We start from the raw sequence: 20,038 nt of genomic DNA on the forward strand, positions 1-20,038 counted from the left end.
GGGCTGTTGCGAGGGACTCGCACCTTTGAATCCCCGCACAAGGATGTGCGGATTCCTGCGAGGGACTCGCCTCATCAGCCAATCGCAGTCAATTCGTCCCAGCCCAATGCCAGGTTGAGATTTTGCATCGCCTGCGTCGCCGCGCCCTTGAGCAGGTTGTCCAGCGTTGCCACCACCACCACCCGCTTGTTGCCCGGCGCCAGCGTCACGCCACCGATCTGCACGCCATGCCTGCCGGCGATGCGGCTGACCCACGGCGCTTCATCGACGATCTCGATCAACGGCTCGTCGGCGTAACGCTGCGTGTAGCGCGCCTGGACCTGCTCGCGCGTCAGCGCTTGCTGCAGCCACAGGTTGACGGTCATGGTGATGCCACGGAAATGCGGCGCCACATGCGGCATGAACTCTACCGGCACGCCGAGCTGTGCAGAGACTTCGCGCTCGTGCATGTGATTGGTCAGCGCATACGGCATCAGGTTATCGGCCAGCAACTCGGGGTTGTTCTTGTCCGACGGCGTGGTGCCCGCGCCGGAATACCCGGACACGCCGAAACACTGCGGCGGGCCGGCCAGTTGGTCGAGCAAGGGCGCGATCGTCAGCTGCATCGCGGTGGCATAGCAGCCCGGATTGCTGATGCGTCGCTGCCCGGCGTAGCTGCCGCGCGTCAGCTCCGGCAGCCCGTAATACCAGGCCAGATCGAAGCGGTAATCGGCCGACAGATCGATCAGCAGCGTCTGCGGCCTGGCCGAATCGATCGCCGCGACGAAGGGCTCGGCCTTGCCGTTGGGCAATGCCAGGATCACCACGTCGGCGGCCTTGGCGGCTACCGCATCGGCATCCAGGCTCTCGTAGCGCAGCTCGCCGCGATACGCCGCGTTGTGCTCGGCCACCGGTTGCCCGGCCAGCTCGCGCGAGGACACGAACAGCAGCTGCAGATGCGGGTGTGCCGCCACCAGCTTGATCAATTCCGATCCGGTATGCCCGCGGGCCCCGACGATGCCGATGGTCGTTGTTTGAACAGTCATGCGTTTGCTTCCAGGCGGAACTGCAGGTGGCGTTTGACCCCGGCCCATTCCGTATCGATGATGGAGAACACCACGGTGTCGCGCGGCGTGCCGTCAGGGTGACGGGTGTAATTGCGCAGCACGCCGTCCTGCTTTGCACCGAGCCGCGCAATCGCCGCGCGCGAGGTGTGATTGAACCAACTGGTCTCGAACACCACGCTCAGGCAGCCCAGCGTTTCGAAGGCGTGCTGCAGCAGCATCCGCTTGGTGTCGGTATTGACGCCGCTGCGCTGCACGCGCGGCGCGTACCAGGTGTAGCCGATCGACAGCTTGGGCACTGTCGCATCCAGCCCGTAATAGCGTGTGCAGCCGACGACCTTGCCGGCCGCATCGCGCACCACGTAAGGCAGCACCCGCCCGTCGGCTTGCGCATCCAAGGCCGCGTCCACGTAGTCGTCCACCTGCGCCGGTGCCGGCACGCCGGTGTACCACAGCCGCGACAAGGCCCCATCGCCCAGCGCAGCGCGCAGACCATCGGCATGCGCAGCCTGCAATGGTTCCAGTGTTGCGTGTTGTCCGCGCAACGTGGGCAGCTCGCGCCAAAGCGATGGCAATGCGACGGGCGCCATCGTACTCAGCCCAGCAGCGTCGGCTGACGCGTCGCGCAATGCGCCACGCAGTGCTGGATCTGCTCGAAGTTCTCCAGCCCGTACCAGAACACCTTCCACTTCTCCTGCTTGATGCAGCCGTCGGACTCGGCGTAATAGAAAATGTTGACCTGGTTGTTGTGACGCGAGCGCCAGAACAGTTGCGGGGTTTCCTCGCGCATCACGTTCCACACTGCACGGCCCAGGCCTTCGCCCTGGGCGTCGTCGAGCACGGCGAACTTGTCCAGGTAGATCAGCGCGCTTGCACCCAGCATGCCTTCGTCGGTGAGGATCACCGCGGCGCGGTAGTTCTCGCTGACATAGGCGCGCAGCAACTTGGTGTTGCTGAAGTAATCGGGCACCAGCGTGCGACCGAAGCTGGATTCGATCAGGGTCCTGAGCCGCGGCAGGTCCAGTTCGTCCCAGGAGGTCGCGCGCAGGACGCGCTCGCCGCGCCGCACCAGCGTGCCCGAGCCCTTGTGGGTGAACAGTTCCTTGGCCAGATCGGCCGGCCGGGTGATCGACACGGACGACTCCAGCGGCAGGCGGTCGAGCAGATCCTTGATCTGTTCGATCTTCACCCGCATGCCGCCGTTGATCCACGACTGCTGCATCAGATGGTCGAACTCGGTGGACAGGTTGATCGAGTCGATGACCTTGCCATCGGCATCCAGCAGACCGCCGGTGCCGGTGAGGAAGATGATCTTGTACGGCTGCAGCTCCTGCACCAGCTCGTTGGCGGCAAAATCCGCGTTGACGTTGAGGATCTGCCCGCTCGGCGTCTCGCCCAGGCTGGTGATCACCGGGATCGAGCCGGCCTGCAGGCTGGCTTCGATCGGCGCCAGGTTGACCGCCTTGACCTCACCGACCAGGCCGTAGGTGTCGCGGTCCAGATACTGCGCTTCGAACACGCCGCCGGTGATCGAGGTCGCACGCGCGCCGTTCTGCTGCAGCGCCTCGACCAGCTTGAGGTTGGAGGCCTGGAACACCTTGCGCACGATCGCCAGCGCTTCCGGCGAGGTGACCCGCAGGCCGTTGACGGTGCGCTTCTCGATACCGGCCGCCGACAGTTCGGCATCCAGCTGCGGGCCGGCACCATGCAGCACGATCGGGGTCAGCCCCACTTCCTGCAGGAACGACAGCGACGAGGTCAGCGCGTCCAGATCGTCGCGCAGCACCGCGCCGCCCACCTTGACCACCGCAAAGCGTTTGGCATCCAGCTGCGAGAAACGCTTGAGGTACTGGCTGATTTCCTTGGCGCTGGCCATGCTCGAAAGCAGGCGCACGATGGTCTGGCGGGTCTGTTTGTGGGGCTGTGCGGAGAGGGACATTGCCGTGATCGAAGAGAGGGATGGCCGCGCCGGGGCGCGGAACGCGGCTTCAGTTTGAGCCGTTGATGATGCGATGTACCGACTTGGCGTAACGCTGCAGCTGCGCAAGCGTCACGAACTCGTCGGCGGTGTGCGCCTGGGCGATATCGCCGGGGCCATAGACCAGGGCGGTGTAACCGCCGGTCGAAAACAGCGAGGCCTCGGTCCAGAAATCCACTGCATTGCCGATCGGCAGGTCCAGCGCATCGGCGACATCGCGGGCGGCCAGGCGGCGTTCTTCGGCCCGCGCGATATCGCCGGACGGCAGACTGGGGCCGCGGAAGGTTTCTTCGAAATGCGCCGCGTGTGGATCGGCAAACCCGGCAAACGTCGCCAGCAAGCCATCCACGTCCATCGACGGCAGCGGACGAAAGCCGAAACGCAGCTCGGCCGCCGGCGCGATCATGTTTGCCTTGATGCCGCCCTCGACCCGACCGATGTTGAAGCGCAGGCCGGTCAGGCCGCCGAAGCGCGCATGCGCCAGCGACTCGACATGGTCCAGCGCCCTGCCGCCCCAGCGCATCGCCTGGTGCAGCGCACTGGCGGATGGATCCTGCTTGCCCGAGGCATGCCCGGCACGCCCGGCAAACCGCATCAGCACCGAGCTGATGCCGCGATGCGCCAGCACTGCCTCGCTCATGGTCGGCTCGGCAACCAGCACCGCCTCATACGGCACGCCGCGCGCCAGGAACGCGGCGATGCAGCGCGGGTCGTTGGCTTCCTCGTCGGAGGAAAACAGGAAGGCCGCATCGCCCTGCCCGGCATTGGCCGCCGCCACCAGCGCCGCCGCCGCACCCTTGATGTCGCAGACGCCCAGGCCGATCACGCGATCGTCGGTACGCCGCATCACGTGCGGATCGGCGCTCCAGTGCGGCGAATCCGGCACCGTGTCCAGATGCACGTTGAACAGGTAGCTGGGCGTGCCGCGCACCGCATACAGGCTGACCGCACCGGCACCGTGGTCGATCACCTCGACCTGGAAACCGGGCAGCTGCGCACGCAGATAATCGAAGATGCCGCCCTCGGCAGCGATCGCCCGCGGTGGATTGCGGGTGTCGAAGGACACCAGCTGTTCCAGGTGTTCGAGGGTGGAGGCGAGTAGATCGGTCATGTCGGTTTGATCAATGGTCCGAAGTGGCGGCTAACAAAAGTCACAACTGCACCGTGGTGCGAGGTTGCGCAAACAACACATCCAAGCCCCCCCCTTCTCCCACCGGGAGAAGGTGCCCCAAAGGGGCGGATGAGGGTACGGGCGAAGCCTGGTGAAGCCAAAAATCTCAGCGGGCGAATGCGGGCGAAGCTCTCGCACTATTTAACTGCACGAGGCTTCGCTCCTACCCTCGCCCCAACCCCCGCTCCGCGCGCCGGCCCGCGCTTGCGGCGCGGGCGCTCCAAGGCACGCGCGCCAGTGGCGCGTCAGCCGTGCCTTCTCGCCCCGGAGGGAAAGGGGCTTTAGATCCTCAGCGATTCACCTGGGCGTACAGCGTCGAGCTCATCCCGAACAGCTTGATGAAGCCTTCCGCTTCCTCCACGCCCCAGTCGGCCGACTGCGCATAGGTCGCGCCCTTGGTGTTGAGCAGGTGCGGCGAACGCACCGCCACCGCATCGACGCGGCCACCGCGGGTTTCCAGCGTGACTTCGCCGTTGACCTTGGCCTGCGACGACTTCAGGAACGCCTCGATGTCGGTCTTGAGCGGGTCGTGATAGAAGCCTTCGTACACCAACTCCACCCACTTGCGCGCCACATCCGGCTTGAAGCGGTTCTGCTGCTTGGTCAGCACCGCATCTTCCAGCGCGCGGTGCGCGGTCAGCAGCGAGATCAGGCCCGGCGCTTCGAACACGATGCGGCCCTTCAACCCGATCACGGTATCGCCGGTGTAGACGCCACGGCCCACGCCGTAGGGCGCGAACAGCTTGTTCAGCTGGGCCAGGATCTGCTCGCCCGGCAGCGCCTTGCCATTGAGTTCAACGGCCTCGCCTTCGACGAACTTCAGGGTGACGGTCAGCGCCTCGGCCGGCCACTCGCTGCGCGGCGCGCACCAGCCACGCGCACCTTCGCCCGGCGCTTCCCAACGGTCGATCTCGCCGCCGGACATGGTCAGCCCGAGCAGGTTCTCGTTGATGGTGTAGGCCTGCTGCTTGGCGCGCACGCCGAAGCCGCGCTCTTCCAGGTACTTCTGCTCGTAGGCGCGGGTCTGGGTGTGTTCCTTCTGGATCTCGCGGATCGGCGCCACGATCTGGTAATCGCCCAGTGCCTTCACTGCCAGGTCGAAACGCACCTGGTCGTTGCCCATGCCGGTGCAACCGTGCGCGATGCTGCGCGTGCCCAGTTCCTCGGCGCGCTTGAGCGCGGCGTCGACGATCAGGTAACGGTCGGACACCAGCAACGGGTACTGGCCCTGATAGCCCTCGCCCGCCCACACGAACGGCTTGACGAAGCCCTGCCAGATGGCCGGACCGCCATCGACGGTGACATGGCTGGCGGCACCGAGTTCGGCCGCGCGCTTTTCGATGAAATCACGCTCCTCGGCATCCACCCCGCCGGTATCGGCAAACACGGTGTGCACCGCATAGCCCTGCGCCTGCAGATACGGAATGCAGAAGCTGGTATCCAGGCCACCGGAGAACGCCAGGACGATGTCCTTCTTGCTGCCGGGAATCGGGAGTTGGGAATCGGGAATGGTGGAAGCAGTGCTCATCATTGTTTCCTTGGTACGTAAAAGTGGGGATCAACGTTCTTGCTGTTGCGATTCTCTATTCCCGATTACCGATTCCCGCTTGCGAAGCGAGCGCCGCCATGATCGCCTTCTGCACATGCAGGCGATTCTCGGCTTCATCGATGGCGATGCAGTTGGGCGAATCCATCACCGCGTCGGTGGCCTTGACGTTGCGACGCAGCGGCAGGCAGTGCGAGAACACGCCGTTGTTGGTCAGCGCCATCTTGCGTTCGTCGACGATGAAGTGCTGGTACTGGTCGCGGATCGGCTTTTCCGGCTCCCAGTTGCCGAAGAACGGCAACGCGCCCCAGCTCTTGGCATACACCACGTCGGCACCGGCGTAGGCGCTGTCGATGTCGTGGCTGACCTGCAGCGAGCCGCCGCTTTCGGCCACGTTCTGCGCTGCCCAGTCCATATAGCGCGGGTCCAGGATGTAGTCCGGCGTCGGGCACAGCAGGGTCACGTCCATGCCCATGCGGGTGGCGATCGTCAGCGCGGAATTGGCCACCGCGGTGTTCAACGGCTTGGGATGATAGGTCCAGGTCAGCACGTACTTCTTGCCGCGCAGATCCTGGGTGCCGAAGTGTTCCTGCAACGCCATCGCGTGCGCCAGCTCCTGGCATGGGTGGGTGATGGTCTCCATGTTGATCACCGGCACCGGCGAATACTTGGCGAAGCTCCTGAGCACCTGGTCCTCGCGGTCCTTGGACCAGTCGACGAACTTCGGGAACGCGCGCACGCCGATCAGGTCGACGTAACGGCCCAGCACCCGCGCCACTTCGGCGATGTGCTCCTCGGTGTCGCCATCCATCACCGTGCCCAGATTGAACTCGATCGGCCAGGCATCCTTGCCCGGCTGCAGCACCACCGCATGCCCGCCCAGCTGGAACGCGCCCAGCTCGAAGCTGGTGCGGGTACGCATGGACGGGTTGAAGAACACCAGCGCGATCGACTTGCCCTTCAGCTCGCTTCCCAGCTTGTTGCGTTTGAACAACGCGGCCTGGGTCAACAGCGCGTCCAGTTCGGCGCGGCTCCAGTCCTGGGTGTTCAAGAAGTGCTTCAGTGACATCGATCGATCCTTGTGCTGCGTGCTTCTGCTGCGTGGTCCGCCAGGAGCGACGGGGTGCGCGACATGCGCGTTTCTTGCGGTTGAAACTTTTGTGACGTCAAAACGAAAAAACCCAGCCTGCGGGCTGGGTTTTCAACGGCGGAACAGCAAAACGCTCCGGTCACCCAGCGAAAATGTGGGATTCCGGTCGGCGGGCACGCGAGGTCATGCCGGAGGCCATACGGGCGGCGCTGGTGTCGTGCTGAAAGACGTTTGCGTACATAGGGCGCGAATCCTCGCATGCATGCGGGTACGGCGCAACCGCCGCGCGGCTCAGCGCGGCGGCGCGACGATGGCGTCGGGGATGTAGGGGGTGACCGAGACGCGGATGCGCAGCCGGTTGCCCGGGTCTTCCGGCAGCCGCGAACGGTACTTGGTGCCCTTGTAGACGTAGTCCACATCGAAGGCGATCGGCCGCCGGAACTCGCGCGGCACTTCCACCACCCGGCAGTTGCGCCGTGTGCTGGTCGGCGGCACCGCCATCGGCACGGACGCCGGCTCGGGGCGACGGGAGAACATCTCCTTGACCGAATCCACCATCCGGTTGATGCGGCCCTCGTCCTCGACCGGTGCCGCTGCCACCGGCGCGACCTGCTCGGCCTCGCACTGTTCCTCCATGCGGGTGGCACGCAGGGTCTGATAGACCGGCTCGACATTGAGCACCTGCGCGTAATCCAGCTTCACGTTCTCGATCACCACCACCCGGTTCTTGGGATCGGCTTCTGCCGCGTGCGCTGACGATGCCTGCCAGGCGAACACACTTAGCAGCAGGAAGAACGGGGAAGGTCGCATCAGTACCAGGGGGGCGCAGCCAGGCAATACGTAAGTGTATGGAGCTTGCGATCCCTTGGGCTGAACGCAGCCCATCCAGTCACCGGTGCTGCTGCGCGCGTGCGGTTGGTTCGCCACACCGCCGCGACCGGCTAGAATCGCCCGGTTATCCTTTTTTCAGATGCCGATGAGCCTGCGCCTGCACAACAACCTGACGCGGCGGGTCGAGCCGTTCGCACCGCTCGATCCGTCCAGCCCCACCCTGTATGTGTGCGGCCCCACCGTCTACAACTACGCGCATATCGGCAACGCCCGCGGCCCGGTCGTGTTCGATGTGCTGGCCGCCCTGCTGCGCCGGCGCTATGGCGCGCTACGCTACGCGCGCAACATCACCGACGTGGACGACAAGATCAACGCCGCCGCGCAGGCGCAGGGCGTGCCGATCTCGACCATCACCGACCGCTTCGCCGCGATCTACCGCCAGGACATGGCCGCGCTCGGCGTGCAGCCGCCGGACATCGAACCGGAAGCGACCGCGCATATCCCGCAGATCGTGGCGATGATCGAGCAGCTGATTGCCAACGGGCATGCCTATGCCGCCGAAGGCCATGTGCTGTTCGCGGTGGCCAGCTTTGAGCATTACGGCAAGCTCTCGCGCCGCGATCCGGACGAGATGCTGGCCGGCGCGCGCGTGGACGTGGCGCCGTACAAGCGCGACCCCGGCGACTTTGTGCTGTGGAAGCCCTCCAGCGACGAGCTGCCCGGCTGGGACTCGCCCTGGGGCCGCGGCCGCCCGGGCTGGCATATCGAATGCTCGGCGATGGCTGCCGCGCACCTGGGCCCGACCATCGACATCCATGCCGGCGGCGTGGACCTGCAGTTCCCGCATCACGAGAACGAGATCGCGCAGAGCGAGTGCGCGCATGGCGGAGCCACGTTCGCGCGGTTCTGGCTGCACAACGGCATGCTCAACTTCAGCGGCGCCAAGATGAGCAAGTCGCTGGGCAACATCGAGACCGTGCACGACCTGATCGCCCGGCACCCGCCCGAGGCGCTGCGCTACGCGCTGCTGAGCGCGCACTACCGGCAGCCGCTGGATTGGTCCGATGGCCTGATCGAACAGGCCAAGAACACGCTGGACCGGCTCTACGGCACCTTGCGCGACCTGGCCGCGGCCGAACACGCTGCCGGGATCGCCCCTGCGCAGCCGGCCACGATTCCTGACGAGGTGGAAGCCGCGCTCGACGACGACCTCAACACTCCGCTTGCGCTGTCGGTCATCGCCAGCATCGCCTCCGAGGCCCGCGCGCTGCGCACCCAACTCGCACAGGGCAGCGACGCATCAGCAGGGGTTGCCGCGCTGTCCGGGCTGAAGTCGCGGCTACTCGGCGCAGGCCAGGCGCTTGGCTTGCTGCAGCAGGATCCGGCCGACTGGTTCTCGCGCGGCACCGACGCCGGCGACGATGCGCGCATCACGGCGCTGGTCGAAGAACGCAATGCCGCCAAGAAAGCCAGGGATTTCGCCCGCGCCGACGCCATCCGCACGCAGCTGGCCGACGAAGGCATCGTGCTGGAAGACACCCCGCAAGGCGTGCGCTGGAAGCGCGCATGACCCTCCTCCCTTCTCCCGTCGGGAGAAGGTGCCCCGCAGGGGCGGATCAGGGTGCGAGCGCAGCCACATGCACCTTCCTTGCGGTAAGAGCGAAGCCACCCGCATCGAATTCCAGCGAGGCTTTGCCCGTACCCTCGCCCCAACCCCCGCTCCGCGCCCCGGCCCGCGCTGGTAGCGCGGGCGCTTCAAGGCACGCGCGCCCATGACGCGCAAACCGCGCCTTCTCGCCCCGGCGGGTGAGGGGCACCATTGCGGTGTCGCAGGGCAGCGCTATCACCGACCGAATCTGGATTTTTTGATGACCACCACTCCCTTTCCGCTTGAACCCACCGCCGTCGACGCACAGGCCGCCATTGCCGAGGAGTTTTCCTTCTTCGGCGACTGGTCCGAGCGCTACCAGTACCTGATCGACCTGGGCCGCAAGCTGCCCAGCTTCCCCGAACAGTGGAAGACCGAAGAACACCGCCTGCATGGTTGCCAGTCGATGGTGTGGATCGTGCCGGAGGGCAATGCCGAGCGGCTGGACTTCCACGCCGTCAGCGACTCGGCGATCGTCTCCGGGTTGATCTATCTGGCCTTGCGCGTGTACTCCGGGCGTAGCGCGCAGGAGATCCTGGCCACCGAACCGGACTACATCGCCGGCATCGGGCTGGCCAAGCATCTGTCGCCGACCCGCAGCAATGGCGTGGCGGCAATGCTGGCCTTCATCCGCGACACCGCCCGCGCCCAGCAGTGAGCACGCCGACACCCTCGCCTGCCGCTTCGCTGCGTACGCTGCTGGCCCACCCCGGCTTCGGCCTGGTGCTGCTGTATCGCGTGGCGGCGATGCTGTCGTACCAGATCGTCGCGGTCACGGTGGGCTGGCATATCTACGAGATCACCCGTAATCCGCTTTCGCTCGGGCTGATCGGCCTGGCGGAGATCCTGCCTTTCTTCTGCATCGCGCCGTTTGCCGGCTATCTGGTCGATCATCTGCCGCGCCGACGCCTCGGCATGGTCGCGGTGCTGGGCCTGGTCGCCACCGCGTTGCTGCTGTTGGCCATCACCCATGGCTGGCTGCCGGTGCAGGGCGTGTGGCCGATCTACGCGGCCATCGCGCTGACCGGTGCAGCGCGCTCGTTCCTGTCGCCGGTCTATAACGCGCTGTTCGCGCGTGCGCTGCCGCGCGAGGCGTTCGCCCGCGGCGCCAGCATCGGCAGCGTCACCTTCCAGGCCGGCATGGTGATCGGCCCGGCGCTGGGCGGCGTGCTGGTCGGCTGGGGCGGCAAGGGCCTGGCCTATGGCGTGGCCGCCGGCGTGGCGCTGGTGGCGATCCTGGCGCTGGCGCTGCTGCGTGTCAGCGAGCCGGTCAACGCAGGCCCGCGTGCGCCGATCTTCCGCAGCATCGCCGAAGGCGCGCAGTTCGTACTGTCCAACCAGATCATGCTGGGCGCGATGGCGCTGGACATGTTCTCGGTGCTGCTGGGCGGCGCGGTGTCGATGCTGCCGGCCTTCATCCACGACATCCTGCATTACGGCCCGGAAGGGCTGGGCATCCTGCGCGGCGCCCCGGCGCTGGGCTCGATCGTGGTCGGGGTGTGGCTGGCGCGGCACCCGCTGCAGCGCAATGCCGGGCGCATCCTGATGCTGTCGGTGGCCGGCTTCGGGCTGTGCACGATCGCCTTCGGCCTGTCGCGGCATTTCTGGCTGTCGGCGGCGATCCTGCTGGTCTACGGCATGTGCGACGGGGTGTCGGTGGTGGTGCGCCAGACCATCCTGCAGCTGGCCACGCCCGATGCGATGCGCGGCCGGGTGTCGTCGATCAACGGCATCTTCATCGGCTCGTCCAACGAGCTGGGTGCGTTCTACGACGGCGTGATGGCACGCCTGGTCGGCCTGGTGCCGGCGGTGGTGATCGGCGGCGGCGTGACCCTGGGCGTGGTCGCCACCACCGCGTGGAAGGCGCCGAAGCTGCGCAAGCTGGATCTGCGCGACCTGCAGTGAGGTCTGCAGTGGTGCCGCAGGTCTGATCGACAGCGCCCAATCGACACGCCTGGCCGCACGACACGCGCCAGGCGTGTCGATGGCTGCAACGCCCGTTGCGCTTGCACGATGCGCATAAAAAACCCCGCACATGGCGGGGTCTTTCAGTCGACGGACAAGGCCTGGACCTTGTCGAACGATCAGTCGCCCTGCTGCTTCTGCAGGTGCTCCCAACGCTCCTGGGCGTCGATGGTGCGCTCGGCGGTCAGACGCGCTTCCAGGCGGTCGATGCCGATCTCTTCGCCGGTGTCCACGCAGTAGCCATAGTCACCGTCTTCCAGACGCTTGAGCGTGCTGTCGATCTTGCCGATCAGCTTGCGGTGACGGTCGCGGGTGCGCAGCTCCAGCGAGTTCTCGGTCTCGCGCGTGGCACGCTCGGCTTCGTCGCCGATGTCGCGCACTTCTTCGCGCAGGTTTTCGATGGTCTGCTTGGACTCTTCGACCAGGTCGTTGCGCCAGCTCTGCAGACGCTGACGGAAATACTCCTGCTGCAGCTTGCTCATGTACTCCTCATCGGCTGCAGGCTTGTAGCCCTGCGGCAGGATCGGACGACCGGTGGCTTCATCGGTCTTGTACTCGACCACCTTGTACTTGGTCTTGGGAGTCGGGCTGGCCGGCTTGGAGGTCACGGCCACGGCCACCTTGCCGACCGGACGGGTCGCGGCGGGCTTGGCGGGGGCTTCGGTTTTGGTTGGCGTTTTTGCTGAAGATTTCGAAACGGGCACGGGATTCTTAAGTGGCGGGGTCGCAGGCTTTGCCGGCTTCGCAGGGACGGCCTTGGAGGCCGGTGCGGGCGCGGGCTTTTCAGCCTTGACCGGGACTGACTTGGCCGGAGTCGACTTGGTAGCCGGCTTCGGTACGGACTTGGGCGCCACCGGCTTGGCGGCCGGTTTGGCGGCAGCCGGAGCTGCCTTGTTCGCCGCCGGCTTGGCAGCACTCTTGGCGACAGGAGATTTTACAGGTTTGGCGGCCGCGGGTTTGGACGCTGCGGTCTTGGCGACCGGCGCCGGCTTGGCCGCGGTCTTGCTCGCAGCTGCCTTCTTGGCAACCGCTTGCTTGGCAGCCGGCTTGACCTGCTTGGCGGCCGGTTTTGCAGCGGCAGGCGCCGCTGCCTTCTTCGCAACGGGTTTGGCGGACTTCTTGGCGGCCTCTACGGCCTTTTTTGCAGGTTTTTTAGCAGCCACGAAACGCTCATCCTTGGTTCCCCCGGGGCCCGGGAAAGCGGGCCTTTATAGCTTACCCCACGGACCCCCGGCAACCACGTATTAATCCAAGTGGCATATCATTGGCAAGTGATCTCACGCCTGCTCATCGCGCTGCTGCGCTTCTACAAGCGGTTCATCAGCCCCCTGCTGGGGCCGCGCTGCCGTTTTGCGCCCAGTTGCTCGGAATATGCGATGACCGCGATCGGCCGCTTCGGCCCGCTGCGCGGTTGCTGGCTGGCCGCACGCCGGCTCGGCCGCTGCCATCCCTTTCATCCGGGCGGGTTCGATCCCGTCCCCGACGCGCCTGCGTCCGGGTCCTCGCCCGTTTCCCCTTCCTGCAGTTGTAAAGGACCTCATCCATGAGCCGAACCCTCATCGTCAACGCCCGCCTGGTCAATGAAGGCAAGGAATTCGACGCCGATCTGCTGATCGAAGCCGGCCGCATCGCCAAGATCGCCAGCAAGATCGCCCCAGCCGCAGGCGACACCGTGGTAGACGCGGCCGGACGCTGGGTGCTGCCGGGCATGATCGACGACCAGGTGCACTTCCGCGAGCCCGGCCTGACCCACAAGGGCGATATCGCGACCGAATCCGGCGCCGCGGTGGCCGGTGGCCTGACCAGCTTCATGGACATGCCCAACACCAATCCGCCGACCCTGGACGCGGCCGCACTGCAGGCCAAGTACGACGCGGCGGCCGGGCGCGCCTGGGCCAACTACGGCTTCTACATGGGCGCCAGCAACGACAATCTGGCCGCGATCCAGACGCTGGACCCGAAGACCGCCCCGGGCATCAAGGTGTTCATGGGCGCCTCCACCGGCAACATGCTGGTCGACAACCCCGAGACGCTGGATGCGATCTTCCGCGACGCGCCGACGCCGATCATCACCCACTGCGAAGACACCCCCACCATCGATGCGACGCTGGCGCAGCACAAAGAGAAGTACGGCGACGCGTTGACCCCGGAGATGCATCCAGACATCCGCTCGCGCGAGGCCTGCCTGAAGTCCTCGCTGCTGGCGGTATCGCTGGCGCGCAAGCACAACACCCGCCTGCACGTGCTGCATATCTCCACCGCCGACGAGCTGGCGCTGTTCGAAGCCGGCCCGCTGGTCGATGCCGAGGGCAAGCTGCGCAAGCGCATCACCGCCGAGACCTGCATCCACTTCCTGCGCTTCGACCGCAGCGACTACGCGCGGCTGGGCAACCTGATCAAGTGCAACCCCGCGATCAAGGACGCCGACGACCGCCTGGCGCTGATCCAGGCGCTGGCCGAGGACGTCATCGACGTGCTCGCCACTGACCACGCGCCGCATACCTGGGAAGAAAAGCAGAAGCCCTACGCACAGGCGCCCTCCGGCCTGCCGCTGGTGCAGTACGCGCTGGTGGCCGCGCTGGAGCTGGTCCACGAGGGCAAGCTGCCGATCACCCGTATCGTGCAGAAGTTCGCGCATGCGCCGGCACAGTTGTTCGATGTGGAAGAACGCGGCTTCCTGCGCGAAGGCTATTTCGCCGACCTGGTGATGATCGACAACACCCCGTTCACCGTGAAGCGCGAGCAGGTGCTGTCCAAGTGCGGCTGGTCGCCGTTCGAAGGCACCACGTTCCGCTCGCGCATCGCCGCGACCTGGGTCAACGGCCAGCAGGTGTGGGATGGCGAACAATTGATTGGCAGTGCCGCCGGTCAACGTCTGACCTTCGACCGCTGATGCGCGCAGCCCTGTTTGGCGCCTGGCTTGCGCTGGCGCCGCTCTCGCTCGCTGCCGGCAGCGTCGCTGCGCAGTCTGCCGACGCTACGGAGGTGGTATTTCCGCAAAGCGCTTCGCAGGGCGCGCTGGTGATCGGCAAGGTGCCGGCGGGCAGCCAGGTGCAGTACGCCGGCCGCAGCTTGCGGGTCAGCGGCTATGGCAGCGTGGTGTTCGGCATCGGCCGCGACGCCAGCGGCCCGTTGCAGATGCAGATCACCCGGCCCGATGGCAGCAAACAGACCGCCAGCATCGCGGTGACGCCGCGCGACTGGCCGGTGGAGCGCGTCAACGGCGTGCCGCCCAAGACGGTCAATCCGCCTGCGGCGATCGCCGAGCGGATCAAGCGCGAGCAGGCGCAGGTCACCGCCGCGCGCGACCGCGACGATGCCCGCACCGATTTCGCCCAGCCCTTCATCTGGCCGGTGCAGGGCCGCATCAGCGGGCGCTTCGGCAATGCGCGCGTCTACAACGGCCAGCCCGGTGCCGGCCACTCGGGCATGGATATCGCCGTACCCACCGGCACGCCGGTCAAGGCGCCGGCTGCCGGCGTGGTGACCTTTGCCGCACCGGACCTGTATCTGACCGGCGGCACCGTGTTGCTGGACCATGGCTTTGGGGTGAGCTCGAATTTTCTGCACCTGTCGCGCATCGACGTGAAGGTGGGCGACCGGGTGGAGCAAGGCCAGGTGATTGCCGCAGTCGGTGCCACCGGACGCGCGACCGGGCCGCATCTGCATTGGGGGATGAACTGGTTCGATGTGCGCATCGATCCGCTGCTGGTGCTTGAGCGCAGCAAATAGCTAACGCGCGCGGTGTGCCGGCAGGGCCGGCGCGAGGCGCCATGGTGTCTGCGACCCACCCGTTGCGCTTGTGTTCGCCGCAGGGCTTTGGGGTATAACCGGGACGACCGTCGATCGTCACCCGGCATCGGTGGACGATCGGTCACTGGCCGTCGGTCCGGTGCCTAGCCGCCGGACCTGCGTCATCTCCCCTCCCCCGACCGCAGGAGATGTGCGACATGCGCAACGAGCAACTCAAACCCACCCTGGGCACCTGGCAACTGTGGGGGATCGCCGTGGGCCTGGTGATTTCCGGCGAGTATTTCGGCTGGAGCTACGGCTGGGGCACCGCCGGCACGCTAGGTTTTCTGGTGACCACGCTACTGGTCGCGGTGATGTACACCTGCTTCATCTTCAGCTTTACCGAGCTGACCACCGCCATCCCCAATGCGGGTGGGCCGTTCGCCTATAGCCTGCGCGCGTTCGGGACCTACGGCGGCATGCTGGCGGGCCTGGCCACGCTGATCGAATTTGTGTTCGCGCCGCCGGCCATCGCGATGGCGATCGGTGCCTATCTCAATGTGCAGTTCCCGACCCTGGACCCACGCATCGCCGCGATCGGCGCGTATGCAATCTTCATGGGCTTGAACATCGTCGGCGTAGCGATCGCCGCCACCTTCGAGCTGATCGTGACCTTGCTGGCGGTGATCGAGCTGCTGGTGTTCATGGGCGTGGTGGCGCCGGGCTTCAGCGTTGCGCGCTTTGCCGCCAATGGCTGGGCCGGTAACGATGTGTTCGGCCCGGCTGCCATTTCCGGCATCTTTGCCGCGATTCCGTTTGCGATCTGGTTCTTTCTGGCGATCGAGGGCGCGGCGATGGCGGCCGAAGAAGCCAAGGACCCCAAGCGCACGATTCCGCGCGCTTACATCGCCGGCATCCTCACCCTGGTGGTGCTGGCGCTGGGCGTGATGGTGTTTGCGGGCGGGGTCGGCGACTGGCGTCAGCTCTCCAACATCAACGACCCGTTGCCGCAGGCGATGAAGGCAGTGGTCGGCAACAGCTCGACCTGGCTGCATATGCTGGTGTGGATCGGCCTGTTCGGCCTGGTGGCCAGCTTCCACGGCATCATCCTGGGCTATTCGCGGCAGTTCTTCGCGTTGGCGCGTGCCGGGTTCCTGCCGCACGGGCTGGCCAGGCTGTCGCGCTTTCGCACGCCGCATCGCGCGATTCTTGCCGGTGGCGCGATCGGCATCGCGGCGATCTGCAGCGACAGCGTGGTCAAGATCCAGGGCATGTCGCTGACCGCGGCGATGATCACCATGTCGGTGTTCGGTGCGATCGTGATGTATGTGATGAGCATGCTCAGCCTGTTCAAGTTGCGCCGCGCCGAACCCGGGCTGGAGCGCAGCTTTCGCGCGCCGGGTTATCCGGTGGTGCCGGCAATCGCGCTGCTGCTGGCGCTGGTGTGTCTGGTGGCGATGGTCTGGTTCAACCCGATCGTGGCGCTGATCTTCGTGGGCCTGCTGCTGTTCGGTGCGCTGTGTTGCGTGCTGAGCTTGCGCAGCCAGGCCACGCCTGCGGCCAGTGCCAGATGAGCGGGTTCGCGTTTACCGCCGGCGGCGAGCGCTTCCAGTTTGCTGATCTCAAGACCCTGCTGGCCAAGGCCACGCCGCCGCGCTCGGGCGACCAACTGGCCGGGCTCGCCGCCGACTCCGGGCTGCAGCGGGTGGCCGCGCAGATGGCGCTGGCGGACCTGCCGCTGCGTCACTTCCTCGATGAAGCGGTGGTGCCGTACGAATCGGACGAGGTCACCCGCCTGATCGTCGACCAGCACGATGCGGCCGCATTTGCCGCGGTGGCGCATCTCACCGTCGGTGGCTTTCGCGACTGGCTGTTGAGTGCGCAGGCCGACGAAGCGGCACTGGCCGCGTTGGCGCCCGGACTGACGCCGGAGATGGTGGCAGCAGTCTCGAAGTTGATGCGCGTGCAGGACCTGATCCTGGTCGCGCAGAAGACGCGGGTGGTCACGCGCTTTCGCAATACGCTGGGCTTGCGTGGCCGTCTGTCCACGCGCCTGCAGCCCAACCATCCTACCGACGATGCCACCGGCATTGCCGCCAGCGTGCTCGACGGCTTGTTGTACGGCAACGGCGATGCAGTGATCGGCATCAATCCTGCCAGCGACAGCCTGGCCGCCACCACCGCATTGCTGCGCATGCTCGATGCGGTGATCACCGGCTACCAGATCCCCACGCAGTCCTGCGTGCTGGCACACATCACCACCACCATCGACGCGATCAACCGCGGTGTGCCGGTGGACCTGGTGTTCCAGTCGATCGCCGGCACCGAAGCGGCCAATGCCAGCTTCGGCATCAATCTGGCGCTGCTGCAGGAAGGCCATGACGCAGGGGTGTCGTTGCGGCGCGGCAGCGTCGGCGACAACGTGATGTATTTCGAGACCGGCCAGGGCAGCGCGTTGTCGGCCAATGCGCACCATGGCGTGGATCAGCAGACCTGCGAGGTGCGCGCCTATGCCGTGGCGCGGCAGTTCAAGCCGCTGCTGGTGAACACCGTGGTGGGCTTCATCGGCCCGGAATATCTCTACGACGGCAAGCAGATCATCCGTGCCGGGCTGGAGGATCACTTCTGCGGCAAGCTGCTGGGCGTGCCGATGGGCTGCGACATCTGCTACACCAATCATGCCGAAGCCGACCAGGACGACATGGACGTGCTGCTGACCCTGCTCGGCACCGCCGGCATCAACTTCATCATGGGCATTCCCGGCTCCGACGATGTGATGCTCAACTACCAGACCACCTCGTTTCACGATGCGCTGTATGCGCGCCAGGCGCTCGGGCTGCGCGCTGCGCCCGAGTTCGAACACTGGCTGGAACAGCAAGGCATCCTGCGCCTGCGCGATGGCCGCTTCGAACTCGGCAGCGAGCTTCCCGCACCGTTCCGACGTGCGCTGGAGCAATTGAACGCTGGCAGCGTGCAATGAGCAGCCCGACCACTCCTCCGCGCGATGCCTGGGCGCAGCTGCGTCAGCTCACACCGGCGCGCATTGCGCTGGGGCGCGTCGGCACCAGCCTGCCGACCGCGGCGCATCTGGATTTCCAGCTTGCGCATGCGCAGGCACGCGATGCGGTACATCTGGCATTCGACCCACAGCCGCTGCAGGCCGCGCTGCAACAGCGCGGACGGGACAGCATTCTGCTGCACAGCGCGGCGGTGGACCGGCATGCCTATCTGCAACGTCCGGATCTGGGCCGGCGCCTGGGCGAGGATGCGGCCGCGCATCTGCGTGGCCTGACCGCGGTGCATGGCGGCGGGCACGATGTCGCGGTGGTGGTCGCCGACGGACTCTCCGCATTGGCCGTGCATCGGCATGCGGCGCAGATGCTGGAGTATATCGACGCGCTGGCTGCACACGAAGGCTGGTCATTGGCGCCGGTGGCGTTGATCGCGCAAGGCCGCGTCGCCATCGGCGACGAGGTCGGCGAACTGCTCAAGGCGCGTCTGGTGATCGTGTTGCTCGGCGAGCGGCCAGGGCTGAGCTCGCCCGACAGCCTGGGCCTATATCTGACCTACACCCCGCGGGTCGGCCTCACCGACGCCGCGCGCAATTGCATCTCCAATATCCGCGCCGAAGGACTGAGTTACGCCGAAGCCACGCACAAGCTTGCGTACCTGCTGCGCGAATCGTTCCGGCGCAAGCTGTCCGGCGTGCAGCTCAAGGACGAGGCCGAGCAACCGGCGCTGCCGTCGGCGGGCCCGTCCGATGCCGCGCCGCGGACATTCTTACTTCCCGATGGGATGCGGCCGGACTTTTGAACCTAGTTCGTAGTTAGCCGACTTAAGTAAGCGCGCCGTCGTGCGGATCGCTGGCCGCATAGGTGCTGGTCGGCAACTCGTTGTCGTGCGGATGGCGCAGGGCATTGCGTACCTCTTCCGGCAGTTGCTCGACATCCAGCATCACCTTGCCGGAATGCACATCACGCACCACCGACGCAGGCAGCACGAAGTCGCCCCCGTTTTCGATATTGATGACCAGCTCGGCGCCATCCTTGCGCACCTCGCGGACGGCACCGACGCCGACTTCGCCATCGCGCAGAAATACCATCTGGCCGATTTCGATCTGTTGCATCTTGTTTCTCCTTTGGCAGGCAGCGCTCGAACGCGCAGTGCCATGAACGTTCTTGTATGCAATCCAGGCTGACAGCGCCGATCCAGCCTCACAACTGGATCGGCGCTTGCGCAAGCGATAGGACTGAAATTAGGACCGTGCACCATCGCGAAGATCGTGCAGACGTGCAGCAGGCCTCAGCGCAGCGGAACGTCCGCCACCTTGTCCTGGTAATCCTTTTTCGGGTCGACGCCGAACAACACCTTGATACCGGCCAACAGACTGGAACCGTTGAGCCAGATCTGCGCGTGATCGGTGTCCAGACGCAGCAGCGCCAGCTTGGGATCGTCCTTGCCGCCCTCGTACCAGGCAGCCACATGCGGGTTCCACAGGCGCTCGACCACGGCCGGGTCAGTGTCTTCGCGCAACGAGCCGCTGATACTGGCGAACAAGTCATGCCCCTTGCTGCTGAAGGCGCCGATGACGCGGCGGCCCTGCCCCAGCATGGCAATCAGCGCATTGTCCTTGGAGGTGAAGAACCAGATCGGACCACCGCTGTCGCCTTCGATCTGCGCGGTCATCGGGCGGGCATGCCCGTCTTCCACGCCATCCAGGCCCAGCATCACGGTGCGATCGGACTTCAGGGCTTTCCAGAATTTTTCCTGCAGCTCTTTGGGATCTGCCATCTCGATGTCTCACATGCGCGTGTCTACGCGGGTGACTCAGTCTGGAAGTCTCCCCGCCCACGGCATGTGACGATGCGCACTCCTGCCTGCACATGGCGGCAACGCGATCGCCTCCGGTGAAATGGTGCACCTGCATAAATCACGACAGCCCAAGTGCCTGTTTGCGACGCAGTCACGTTGCAGAGCGTGATGCCACCGAAGCTCTTGAACATTGCATCTGAACGCCGGGCCGCTGTAGGGACC

The 20,038-nt window shown here is 65.9% G+C and carries 19 protein-coding genes; 9 read left to right on the forward strand and 10 right to left on the reverse strand.

Annotated elements, in window-relative coordinates; genetic code table 11:
• Positions 1-74 precede the first annotated feature (74 nt).
• The 7 genes from argC to ABQY64_RS11975 form a co-directional block, all read right to left on the reverse strand.
• Complete coding sequence (argC, locus tag ABQY64_RS11945) at positions 75-1,025, reverse strand: N-acetyl-gamma-glutamyl-phosphate reductase (RefSeq protein WP_349779358.1); 951 nt, start codon at positions 1,023-1,025, stop codon at positions 75-77.
• Positions 1,022-1,633 carry a GNAT family N-acetyltransferase gene (locus ABQY64_RS11950; protein WP_039521861.1) on the reverse strand — a complete coding sequence of 204 codons (612 nt, stop codon included), beginning with the start codon at positions 1,631-1,633 and terminating at the stop codon, positions 1,022-1,024. Before ABQY64_RS11950 ends, argC begins: the two co-directional genes overlap by 4 nt.
• Before the next feature lie 5 nt (positions 1,634-1,638).
• A complete protein-coding gene (locus tag ABQY64_RS11955) occupies positions 1,639-2,982 on the reverse strand; it encodes an acetylglutamate kinase (RefSeq protein WP_039521864.1) in 1,344 nt (447 codons plus the stop codon).
• 49 nt (positions 2,983-3,031) lie between these two features.
• Positions 3,032-4,132 carry an acetylornithine deacetylase gene (locus ABQY64_RS11960; protein ID WP_349779357.1) on the reverse strand — a complete coding sequence of 367 codons (1,101 nt, stop codon included), beginning with the start codon at positions 4,130-4,132 and terminating at the stop codon, positions 3,032-3,034.
• Positions 4,133-4,481: 349 nt separating this feature from the next.
• The gene (locus tag ABQY64_RS11965; RefSeq protein ID WP_181142680.1) at positions 4,482-5,723 is read right to left on the reverse strand and encodes an argininosuccinate synthase; all 1,242 of its coding nucleotides are present in this window, start codon (positions 5,721-5,723) and stop codon (positions 4,482-4,484) included.
• Positions 5,724-5,775: 52 nt separating this feature from the next.
• Entirely contained in the window at positions 5,776-6,807 is a 1,032-nt protein-coding gene (locus tag ABQY64_RS11970; RefSeq protein WP_039526969.1) for an N-acetylornithine carbamoyltransferase, read from the reverse strand.
• Positions 6,808-7,119: 312 nt separating this feature from the next.
• Positions 7,120-7,617, reverse strand: a complete 498-nt coding sequence (locus ABQY64_RS11975; protein ID WP_349779411.1) for a hypothetical protein — start codon at positions 7,615-7,617, stop codon at positions 7,120-7,122.
• Between the two features lie 187 nt (positions 7,618-7,804).
• On the opposite strand from ABQY64_RS11975, the gene cysS reads away from it, so the two are divergent.
• The 3 genes from cysS to ABQY64_RS11990 all read left to right on the forward strand — a co-directional run bounded on the left by cysS (position 7,805) and on the right by ABQY64_RS11990 (position 11,212).
• Positions 7,805-9,229: a cysteine--tRNA ligase gene (gene cysS, locus ABQY64_RS11980; RefSeq protein WP_349779356.1), complete on the forward strand. Its 1,425-nt coding sequence runs from the start codon at positions 7,805-7,807 to the stop codon at positions 9,227-9,229.
• A gap of 298 nt (positions 9,230-9,527) precedes the next feature.
• The gene (locus tag ABQY64_RS11985; protein ID WP_016903219.1) at positions 9,528-9,965 is read left to right on the forward strand and encodes a SufE family protein; all 438 of its coding nucleotides are present in this window, start codon (positions 9,528-9,530) and stop codon (positions 9,963-9,965) included.
• Positions 9,962-11,212, forward strand: coding sequence for an MFS transporter (locus tag ABQY64_RS11990; RefSeq protein WP_349779355.1), 1,251 nt, complete (start codon positions 9,962-9,964; stop codon positions 11,210-11,212). Before ABQY64_RS11985 ends, ABQY64_RS11990 begins: the two co-directional genes overlap by 4 nt.
• Positions 11,213-11,391: 179 nt before the next feature.
• On the opposite strand, the gene dksA is transcribed toward ABQY64_RS11990, so the two are convergent.
• The gene (gene dksA / locus ABQY64_RS11995; protein ID WP_080716273.1) at positions 11,392-12,435 is read right to left on the reverse strand and encodes an RNA polymerase-binding protein DksA; all 1,044 of its coding nucleotides are present in this window, start codon (positions 12,433-12,435) and stop codon (positions 11,392-11,394) included.
• Positions 12,436-12,525: 90 nt separating this feature from the next.
• On the opposite strand from dksA, the gene yidD reads away from it, so the two are divergent.
• The 6 genes from yidD to eutC all read left to right on the forward strand — a co-directional run bounded on the left by yidD (position 12,526) and on the right by eutC (position 18,817).
• Positions 12,526-12,819 carry a membrane protein insertion efficiency factor YidD gene (yidD, locus tag ABQY64_RS12000; RefSeq protein ID WP_039521874.1) on the forward strand — a complete coding sequence of 98 codons (294 nt, stop codon included), beginning with the start codon at positions 12,526-12,528 and terminating at the stop codon, positions 12,817-12,819.
• Positions 12,816-14,165 (forward strand): dihydroorotase, encoded by a 1,350-nt coding sequence (locus ABQY64_RS12005; protein WP_349779354.1) that lies wholly within the window; start codon positions 12,816-12,818, stop codon positions 14,163-14,165. Before yidD ends, ABQY64_RS12005 begins: the two co-directional genes overlap by 4 nt.
• Complete coding sequence (locus ABQY64_RS12010) at positions 14,165-15,004, forward strand: M23 family metallopeptidase (RefSeq protein WP_166768591.1); 840 nt, start codon at positions 14,165-14,167, stop codon at positions 15,002-15,004. The genes ABQY64_RS12005 and ABQY64_RS12010 overlap by 1 nt, the downstream gene beginning before the upstream one ends.
• Before the next feature lie 209 nt (positions 15,005-15,213).
• On the forward strand, positions 15,214-16,578 hold the full coding sequence (eat, locus tag ABQY64_RS12015; protein WP_024940405.1) for an ethanolamine permease: 1,365 nt from the start codon (positions 15,214-15,216) through the stop codon (positions 16,576-16,578).
• Positions 16,575-17,984 (forward strand): ethanolamine ammonia-lyase subunit EutB, encoded by a 1,410-nt coding sequence (locus ABQY64_RS12020; RefSeq protein WP_039521883.1) that lies wholly within the window; start codon positions 16,575-16,577, stop codon positions 17,982-17,984. Before eat ends, ABQY64_RS12020 begins: the two co-directional genes overlap by 4 nt.
• On the forward strand, positions 17,981-18,817 hold the full coding sequence (gene eutC / locus ABQY64_RS12025; RefSeq protein WP_047125246.1) for an ethanolamine ammonia-lyase subunit EutC: 837 nt from the start codon (positions 17,981-17,983) through the stop codon (positions 18,815-18,817). The genes ABQY64_RS12020 and eutC overlap by 4 nt, the downstream gene beginning before the upstream one ends.
• Before the next feature lie 22 nt (positions 18,818-18,839).
• Here the strand turns inward: eutC and ABQY64_RS12030 are convergent, their stop codons facing one another.
• Together ABQY64_RS12030 and ABQY64_RS12035 are read right to left on the reverse strand one after the other, a co-directional pair.
• Positions 18,840-19,130 carry a hypothetical protein gene (locus ABQY64_RS12030; protein WP_047125245.1) on the reverse strand — a complete coding sequence of 97 codons (291 nt, stop codon included), beginning with the start codon at positions 19,128-19,130 and terminating at the stop codon, positions 18,840-18,842.
• Positions 19,131-19,306: 176 nt separating this feature from the next.
• The gene (locus ABQY64_RS12035; RefSeq protein ID WP_024940409.1) at positions 19,307-19,795 is read right to left on the reverse strand and encodes a pyridoxamine 5'-phosphate oxidase family protein; all 489 of its coding nucleotides are present in this window, start codon (positions 19,793-19,795) and stop codon (positions 19,307-19,309) included.
• Between the last annotated feature and the right edge of the window lie 243 nt (positions 19,796-20,038).

Origin of the sequence: Xanthomonas sp. WHRI 7065, assembly GCF_040203115.2 — a bacterium.
In the GTDB taxonomy this organism is placed as follows: Bacteria; Pseudomonadota; Gammaproteobacteria; order Xanthomonadales; family Xanthomonadaceae; genus Xanthomonas; species Xanthomonas arboricola.

Excerpts from the sequence above, each read along its gene's own strand:
- cysS (WP_349779356.1), top strand. The coding sequence starts at position 7,805 with ATGAGCCTGCGCCTGCACAACAACCTGACGCGGCGGGTCGAGCCGTTC.
- ABQY64_RS11970 (WP_039526969.1), bottom strand. The coding sequence starts at position 6,807 with ATGTCACTGAAGCACTTCTTGAACACCCAGGACTGGAGCCGCGCCGAA.
- ABQY64_RS12030 (WP_047125245.1), bottom strand. The coding sequence starts at position 19,130 with ATGCAACAGATCGAAATCGGCCAGATGGTATTTCTGCGCGATGGCGAA.
- ABQY64_RS11985 (WP_016903219.1), top strand. The coding sequence starts at position 9,528 with ATGACCACCACTCCCTTTCCGCTTGAACCCACCGCCGTCGACGCACAG.
- eat (WP_024940405.1), top strand. The coding sequence starts at position 15,214 with ATGTGCGACATGCGCAACGAGCAACTCAAACCCACCCTGGGCACCTGG.
- argC (WP_349779358.1), bottom strand. The coding sequence starts at position 1,025 with ATGACTGTTCAAACAACGACCATCGGCATCGTCGGGGCCCGCGGGCAT.
- ABQY64_RS11955 (WP_039521864.1), bottom strand. The coding sequence starts at position 2,982 with ATGTCCCTCTCCGCACAGCCCCACAAACAGACCCGCCAGACCATCGTG.
- ABQY64_RS12020 (WP_039521883.1), top strand. The coding sequence starts at position 16,575 with ATGAGCGGGTTCGCGTTTACCGCCGGCGGCGAGCGCTTCCAGTTTGCT.
- eutC (WP_047125246.1), top strand. The coding sequence starts at position 17,981 with ATGAGCAGCCCGACCACTCCTCCGCGCGATGCCTGGGCGCAGCTGCGT.
- ABQY64_RS12010 (WP_166768591.1), top strand. The coding sequence starts at position 14,165 with ATGCGCGCAGCCCTGTTTGGCGCCTGGCTTGCGCTGGCGCCGCTCTCG.
- ABQY64_RS11965 (WP_181142680.1), bottom strand. The coding sequence starts at position 5,723 with ATGATGAGCACTGCTTCCACCATTCCCGATTCCCAACTCCCGATTCCC.
- ABQY64_RS12035 (WP_024940409.1), bottom strand. The coding sequence starts at position 19,795 with ATGGCAGATCCCAAAGAGCTGCAGGAAAAATTCTGGAAAGCCCTGAAG.
- ABQY64_RS11950 (WP_039521861.1), bottom strand. The coding sequence starts at position 1,633 with ATGGCGCCCGTCGCATTGCCATCGCTTTGGCGCGAGCTGCCCACGTTG.
- ABQY64_RS12005 (WP_349779354.1), top strand. The coding sequence starts at position 12,816 with ATGAGCCGAACCCTCATCGTCAACGCCCGCCTGGTCAATGAAGGCAAG.
- ABQY64_RS11960 (WP_349779357.1), bottom strand. The coding sequence starts at position 4,132 with ATGACCGATCTACTCGCCTCCACCCTCGAACACCTGGAACAGCTGGTG.